Genomic DNA, 8,417 nt, shown 5'->3' with positions numbered 1-8,417 from the left:
ATTTTATTCTTTTATCTTTTAAGTTATTGATTTTTTCACCTATATCGTATACCTTATTAATATAAGTAAGTAATTGTTTTAAATAACTTTTACTCATTTTATCAGCATCCTTTTTAAGTTGGTTTCTTGTCAAAACTATTATAAAAAGGATGCTTTTATTATGCAAATTTTTTCTCTAAAATTTCCAGCAAAAATCAGAATTTATGGTTTTTAACCTAACCCTCAATCATTCATTATAAATCAGCGGGCTCACGCCCCAAAAATTTTTAAGCGCTAAACTTCTGATAAATTCATACTTTTATTATGCCTAAATTGCTTATTTTAATTAAAAACTATATACCTAGCATTAACTTTGCAACAGAAAAGTATACTATAAGTGATGCTGCATCTACTATAGTAGTTATCAAAGGGCTTGCCATAATAGCAGGATCCAGTTTAAGTTTTTTAGCCAAAATTGGTAAAACAGCCCCTACTATTTTAGCTAAAATTACTGTAAATACAAGTGTTAAACAAACAGTTATAGATATATTTAAAGACACTCTTTCTATAAAATATAGTCTAAGGAAATTTATAAAAGATAAAATAACACCAACTATCAAACTTACCCTAAATTCCTTCCAAACTACCCTCAATGTATCCTTGGCTTTTATTTCTCCCAATGCAATACTTCTTATAACCAATGTTGCAGATTGTGAACCTGCATTTCCGCCAGTATCCATAAGCATAGGTATAAATGCAGTTAAAATAACAACAGATTGAAGTACATCCTCAAACCTTTTTATTATTCCTCCAGTAAAAGTTGCAGATACCATAAGTATAATAAGCCACATAAGTCTATTTTTAGCAAGTTTCCAAACTCCAGTATTTAAATACTCTTCTTCTGAAGGAGCCATAGCTGCCATTTTTTGAAAGTCTTCTGTATTTTCCTGTTCAATAACATCCACTATGTCATCTACTGTAATAATACCCGTAAGCCTACCTTCCAAATCTACTACTGGCACAGCTATCAAATCATATTTTTTAAATACATGTGCTACTTCTTCCTGATCATCATGGGTATGCACATACACTATATCCTTTTTCATAATATCTTTAATTGGTAAGCTATAATCACTTAAAATTAAATTTCTAAGAGATATTATACCTTCAAGTTTTCTTTCTTCCCCTATTACATAGCAGGTATATATGGTTTCTTTATTAACACCTGTAGCTTTTATGTGCTCTATAGCCTTAGCTACTGTCATATCTTTCTTTAAATCCACATATTCTATAGTCATAAGGCTTCCTGCTGAATTATCTGGGTAATTTAAAAATTCATTTATAAGCTTTCTTTCTTCCACATTAGAGTATTTTAAAATCTTTTTTACTACCTTTGCTGGCATTTCTTCTAAAAGGTCTATCATATCATCAAAGTAAATTTCATGCATTATATGCTCTAATTCCTTATCTGTAATAGATGATATTAACTTCTCTTGAAAATCGCTGCTAGTATAATTAAACACGTCTATAGCTAAATCCTTAGGCAAAGTTCTAAATAAAATTATAGCCTCGGGCACATCTAGCTGCTCCATTATTTCTCCAATATGAACTGAGTTAAGGTTTACTATCTGTTCTCTTACATCAGCATATTTCTTTTCCTTCATAAGTTCTAGTATTTTTTCTACATTTTTATTCACAGATACAGCTCCTTTTTAGAGCCATATCTCTATAGTTATGGCTCTTCTTATTTTATTTTTTATAATCCGATGCTGTCCAGGATCCGTTTCCATAACTATCACCTTCTCTTAAATAAATTTTAAAATATGATTTACAAAAAAATAAAACCTAGTCTCCTCCAACAGGGAACCCTAAGTTTCGTCTACATATTGCTTATATTAAAATTTTATCACATTAAATAACTATTATCAACTATAGCAATCTATAAAATAACTATTTTTATGAAATTATATATAATAAAAATAACATTAGTATATTAAATTATTGTCTGTATAATGTAAATGTTTATTTATAAAGTTAATTTTTATTGAAATTTTCTAATCAATCCTTTAGTCTATTAGTAAAGAGAATTAATTATGTAATTTTATAGGAGTGATACTTATGAAAATATATTCATGGAATGTAAATGGTTTAAGAGCCATTATGAAAAAAAATTTTTTAGAGTTTGTAAAAGAGTATAATCCTGATATACTTTGTATTCAAGAAACTAAACTTCAAGAAAAGGACTTAAATGACAACCTTAAAGATATAGAAGGATACTATTCATATTTTTCCTTTGCAGAAAAAAAAGGATATAGCGGAGTAGCTACTTATACTAAAAATCAGCCTATTTCCGTTAAACATGGCATAGGTATTGATGAGTTTGACAGTGAGGGAAGAATTTTAATTACAGAATTTCAAGAATTCACTCTTCTTAATATATACTTCCCTAATGGCCAAATGAATGAAGAAAGATTAGATTACAAAATGAGATTTTACGATGCTATTTTAGATTATTGTAATAAAGAGGTATCTAATGGTAAAAAACTTATTATATGCGGAGATTACAACACAGCTCATACCCCTATGGATATAAAAAATGCTAAAGCTAACGAAAAAACTTCTGGCTTTTTGCCTATGGAAAGAGCTTGGATAGATAAATTTATATCTAATGGTTACACAGATTCTTTTAGATATTTGAATCCTGAAGAAGTAAAATACTCCTGGTGGAGTTATAGGTTTAAAGCAAGAGAAAGAAATACCGGCTGGAGAATTGACTATCATTTTGTTTCAAATAATTTATTAAATAATATAAAAAATGCTGAAATATTAAATGAAGTAATGGGTTCAGATCACTGCCCTATAACTATAGAATTATAAACCTTATTAATAACTCCATAGACATGACATATAAAAAAGGGGCTGTGGTATTAAAAAATTTACATACCATATATTGTTCTAAAGATTTAAATCTAGCACAATATATGGCAGCATTTATTCTTAGTGCCACAACCCCTTTTTAACAATATTTATTTTAGTGTTTTAAATTCATATCCAAGTGATTTTAAATGATTAATTATTTCCTGTAGTGATTTAGCCGTGTTTTCCTTTCCGTAAGTGTCGTGCATTAATACAACCAATCTATCTGGCTTATAGTTTTCAGTAACTTCTCTCTTTACCCGAGCTGCTAATTGTTCTGGAGTTCTTCTTTTTCCTTCCGCATCTCCAGATAAAGCATTCCAATCTACATAGGCATAATTATTATCATTCATTATTTTATCTACAGCTTCTGTTCCCTTCCATGACATATGTCCTCCAGGAAATCTTATTACCCTAGTATGAAAATCTTCATCTAAAACTGATTTCATTATTCTTTCATTTTGCTTTATTTCATTCATAAAATTATTAGCATTTACAAATCTTCCTGGGTACAAATGTTTATAATTGTGAGAGTATGTATGATTGGCAATAGCATGTCCTTCTTTTACAGTTTCTTTTAATATTTCTTTAGCCCTATCAGAACCCTCTAAAGAATTACCCACTATAAAAAATGTTGCTTTTATATTATTTTCTTTTAACGTATTCAATATTTTAGGTGTAACTGTTGTAGAAGGCCCATCATCAAAAGTTAAAAATGCTATTTTCTTTCCGTCCACATGCGCTTTACCACTTTTTAGGTCACCCTCTATCTTTTTTGCATCATAGGTGTATTTATCCCCTTCTATTGTTACATTTGCTCCTTTAACTATATCCTCTGGATTTGGTTTTTTAATTTCTTTCTGTTTTACTTCCTCTTCTTTCAAATATTTCTTTTTTTCATTTATATTCTTTGTTTCTTTCTTGTTATCCTCTTTCTTTGATAAAACTTGTACATTTGATTTTTTATGATTTTTATTTAAAAGAGTTTTAGTGAAATAAATCCCTGTAGCTACTATTATAATTGCACTAACTCCCAATATAATTCTTCTTCTTCTAAATTTTTTATTATTCTTTAGTCTTGTTCTACCAACTCTCATTTAACCTGCCTCCTATAACTTGTCCTTATGCTATATATATTATACTACTTCCAGTTCTAATTTGTTACAAAAGTCTATAATTCGGTTAAAATTTGGTTACATCCATAATTTTTATACTTTATTTTTTAAATAAAATCATAAATAACAGCTTTTCATACAAGCTACTGAAAATATAAAAATACACCTCAAAAGTTAGACATATAGAAATATGATTTTCTAACTTTTAAGGTGCACTTCAATTATGTTAACACTATTTCTTTATCATCTTTATTTTTCTTCTTTACCAAAAGCATTTGTATACATTTGCTTTATTTCACTTATTAATGGATATCTAGGATTAGCTCCTGTACATTGATCATCAAAAGCCTGCTCTGACATATCATCCAATGTAGCATAGAATTTCTCTTCTGAAACTCCTGCTTCCTTTATGGACATTGGAATATTAATTTTAGCTTTTAATTCATCTATTGCTTTTGTCAATAACACTACTTTTTCATCTGCTGTTTTTCCACCTAAGACTAAGTAATCAGCAATTCTTGCATATCTTTCCTTAGCATTTGGATATTTGTATTGTGGGAAAGCTGCTTGTTTTCTCGGAGCATCTACTGCATTAAATTTTATAACTTCATTTATTAACAATGCATTAGCAATTCCATGTGGTACATGATGTGCTGCCCCTAGTTTATGTGCCATAGAATGGCATACACCTAAAAATGCATTTGCAAATGCCATGCCTGCAATAGTTGAAGCATGGGCCATTTTTTCTCTAGCTTCCACATTAGTTGTTCCTTCATTATATGCAAGTGGTAAATATTCAAATATTAATCTTATAGCCTCCAAAGCCATTCCATTAGTATAATCTGATGCAAGTATTGATACATAAGCTTCTATAGCATGAGTTAATGCATCTATACCTGATGCTGCTGTTAAGCCTTTTGGCATTCCCATCATAAGTTCAGCATCTACAATTGCCATATCTGGAGTCAATTCATAGTCAGCAAGTGGATATTTAATTCCTGTCTGTTCATCAGTTATAACTGCAAATGGAGTAACTTCTGAACCTGTTCCTGCTGATGTAGCAACACATACAAGAGATGCTTTTTCTCCCATAGTAGGAAACTTATAAATTCTCTTTCTTATATCCATAAATCTCATAGCTAAGTCTTCAAATCTTACTTCTGGATGCTCGTATAGTACCCACATAATCTTAGCAGCATCCATTGCTGATCCACCGCCAAGAGCTATTATAGTGTCTGGGTTGTAGCTTAGCATTTCCTTGGCACCCTTTTTAGCTGCTGCAAGTGTTGGATCTGGTTCCACATCTGTGAATATTTTATAATCAACACCTATTTCATCAAGTACTGATGTAACTTTAGATACATATCCTAATTCATAAAGAACTTTATCTGTTACTATAAATGCTTTTTTCTTGTTTAAATCCTTTAATTCTTTTAATGACACTCCAAGACTGCCATATTTGAAATAAACTTTTTCTGGAACTCTAAACCAAAGCATATTTTCTCTCCTCTCAGCTACTGTCTTTATATTCAATAAGTGTTTAGGTCCAACATTCTCTGATACAGAGTTTCCGCCCCATGAACCGCAGCCTAGAGTTAAAGATGGTGCTAATTTAAAGTTGTATATATCTCCTATAGCCCCTTGTGATGAAGGCATATTTATTATAGTTCTACCAGTTTTCATTGCCACACTGAATTTTTCTACTTTTTCTTTTCCTTTAGCTGTATCCACATATAATGAAGAAGTATGTCCAAATCCACCTAATTCTACAAGTCTTTCTGCTTTCTTTAGTGCTTCATCAAAGTTTTTAGCCTTGTACATTCCAAGTACTGGTGATAATTTTTCATGTGAAAATGCTTCTTCTAACTCTACAGACTGTACCTCTCCTATAAGAACTTTTGCGTTTTCTGGCACAGTAACTCCTGCCATCTCAGCTATCTTATATGCTGGCTGACCAACTATATTTGCATTTAAGTTTCCATTTATTAATATTACTTTTCTTACCTTATCTACTTCGTCTCCCTTAAGTATGTATGCTCCTCTATCTGCAAACTCTTTTCTAACTTTATTGTACACTGATTCAACTGCTATAACTGATTGCTCAGATGCACAAATTACTCCATTGTCGAATGTTTTTGAAAGAAGTATAGAATTGACTGCCATCTTTATGTCCGCAGTTTCATCTATTATAGCTGGGGTATTACCTGCCCCAACTCCTATGGCTGGTTTTCCTGAAGAATAAGCAGCTTTAACCATTCCTGGACCACCTGTAGCTAGTGTTATATCAGCTTCCTTCATTACAACCTGTGAAAGTTCAATTGAAGGTTCATCAATCCATCCAATTATTCCTTCTGGTGCCCCTGCTTTAACTGCTGCATCTAGTACAATCTTTGCAGCTTCTATAGTTGAATTCTTTGCTCTTGGGTGTGGTGAGAAGATTATACCATTTCTTGTCTTTAGTGCTATTAGTGCCTTAAATATTGCTGTAGATGTAGGATTAGTTGTTGGAACTACTGCTGCAATAACTCCTATTGGTTCTGCAATTTTAGTTATTCCAAAAGCATTGTCTTTTTCTATAGCTCCACAAGTTTTTTCATCCTTGTATTTATTGTATATATATTCTGAAGCAAAATGATTTTTAATTACTTTATCTTCTACAATGCCCATTCCAGTTTCTTCTACTGCCATTTTAGCAAGTTTAATTCTATTAATATTTGCTGCCATAGCTGCAGCTCTAAATATTTCATCTACTTTTTCTTGATTTAATTTAGAAAATTCCTTTTGAGCTTTTTTCACTTCTGCCATCTTTTGCATTAATTCTTCAACATTGGTTACCTTCATTAATAAACACCTCTTTCAAAACATTCTTTAAATTATGTTAATTTAAAATATTTTCTCTAGACATATTATTTTTTACAATCTAATTATCTAACATTGTTTGTTAAATGTCAATCATACTTTAATAATTTTTTTGCATTTTTTTATATAGTTTAATCATTTTTTTGCTTCTTTATATACGTAAATTAATTATATATTCATTGTAAACATTTACTTGAATTTAAATGACCACCCTTTTAAATCAAGCTTATCTGCATAAAACTATAGGCGTTTATTGTTAATTATCATTTTACTTTGCTATGCATTTACTTCAATAAATAAAAGAGTGAACTTGTTATTTTTTTAACACTTCCACTCTTTTATTTATTATTTTATTTAGTTTTGTTCATTTTTAGTTTAATATTCTACTTATTTTAAAGACTACAAACTCTAATTGTTTTATATTCTTGCACGTTTCCTTGCTCTATTGCAAAATTTACTTCTACATTATTGCTTTCAATTGAAAAAAGATTTGTAAAAAAGCTCTTAATAGCATTCCAAATTTTACTGAAGAACCCTTGTGTTTCTTCACTATTTAATTTATCTTTTAAACTTTTAGCTACTCCATTTAACTGATCTTTCAATTGCTTAAAATCTAAATTCAAACCATTTATTTTTTTCATTAAAGTAGTTATACTTTTAATATCTTCCTCACTAAATTTTTGTCCATAATTGTTTGTTATGTTTACTACTATTTTTTCTATTTCCTCTTCAGTTTTAGGTTTTTTCTTAATTACATCTTTTTTAACTTCATTTATTAATTTAGCAGCTTCATCTTTTCCAATTTTATCACCCAATTTACCAGTTACAACCAGTTCTTCATTAGCTACCTTTTTCTTGTTTTCATCAATTTTTTTACCACCACTACTATTTTCAAATCCTTTCAATATACCTGTAAGCGCTGCTGTACCTGACACTTTAAATGGAGCTCCTACTTTAACATTAGCATTTTTTATACCTGCTGTTATCAATGCATTTTTTATCATACTCTCTGTAACCCAAGATATATTATTAACTGAAATATTCAATCCATCCTTACTAGTAGGTTCCACATAAGAACAAGATATGGCTTTAGTACCTATTTGCTCTTTAGATGCCGCCTCTCCTAAATATTTAACCTCTTCCTCATTGGTAACTTCTATTACATTTGCGTCATCTTTATTAACACCAAAATATTTAAGCATGTCCTCCTTTTGTTTTGCACTTAAATCAGCTCCTAAAGTCACGACTTTAAAGGAATCCGCATAGGCATTTCTTGTTGAAACACCTGATATTATAGACATTGCCATTACTGCTGCTAATAATCTACCTATAATTCTTTTAGCTTTCATTTTAATCTTTAGGGAGAAAATTTATTAATGTAAATATATATCTCCCTAAGTTTCACCTCCTTCTATAATCATTAACTTTAGTTCTGCAAAATAAAAAGTCAAATTGGTAATGCTACCAAAAAATAAATATGGCACACCGACGGTTTCCGTGATATATAAAAGTTATTACTCAATTAATCACACGGGAGGTTGTCAGTAT

5 protein-coding genes are annotated in these 8,417 nt (G+C 30.2%); 1 reads left to right on the top strand and 4 read right to left on the bottom strand.

All coding sequences use genetic code 11. From position 1 onward, the window contains the following. Nucleotides 1–332: 332 nt before the first annotated feature. Complete coding sequence (gene mgtE / locus FGK85_RS13910) at nt 333–1,676, bottom strand: magnesium transporter (protein ID WP_279232926.1); 1,344 nt, start codon at nt 1,674–1,676, stop codon at nt 333–335. A 421-nt stretch (nt 1,677–2,097) separates the two neighbouring features. Between mgtE and FGK85_RS13905 the strand changes: the two genes are divergently transcribed. Continuing rightward, the gene (locus FGK85_RS13905) at nt 2,098–2,856 is read left to right on the top strand and encodes an exodeoxyribonuclease III (RefSeq protein ID WP_138207614.1); all 759 of its coding nucleotides are present in this window, start codon (nt 2,098–2,100) and stop codon (nt 2,854–2,856) included. A gap of 149 nt (nt 2,857–3,005) precedes the next feature. Here FGK85_RS13905 and FGK85_RS13900 read toward each other — a convergent pair whose 3' ends face one another. The 3 genes from FGK85_RS13900 to FGK85_RS13890 form a co-directional block, all read right to left on the bottom strand. After that, nucleotides 3,006–3,992, bottom strand: a complete 987-nt coding sequence (locus FGK85_RS13900) for a polysaccharide deacetylase family protein (protein ID WP_138207612.1) — start codon at nt 3,990–3,992, stop codon at nt 3,006–3,008. 267 nt (nt 3,993–4,259) lie between these two features. After that, nucleotides 4,260–6,851 (bottom strand): bifunctional acetaldehyde-CoA/alcohol dehydrogenase, encoded by a 2,592-nt coding sequence (gene adhE, locus FGK85_RS13895; RefSeq protein ID WP_138207610.1) that lies wholly within the window; start codon nt 6,849–6,851, stop codon nt 4,260–4,262. A gap of 410 nt (nt 6,852–7,261) precedes the next feature. After that, the gene (locus tag FGK85_RS13890; protein WP_138207608.1) at nt 7,262–8,218 is read right to left on the bottom strand and encodes a DUF1002 domain-containing protein; all 957 of its coding nucleotides are present in this window, start codon (nt 8,216–8,218) and stop codon (nt 7,262–7,264) included. Nucleotides 8,219–8,417: the final 199 nt, after the last annotated feature.

This window comes from Haloimpatiens lingqiaonensis, from assembly GCF_901447495.1.
Lineage (GTDB): Bacteria > Bacillota > Clostridia > Clostridiales > Clostridiaceae > Haloimpatiens > Haloimpatiens lingqiaonensis.
Note: the sequence above shows the minus strand (reverse complement) of the source record. Positions and strands in the feature narration are given on the sequence as shown.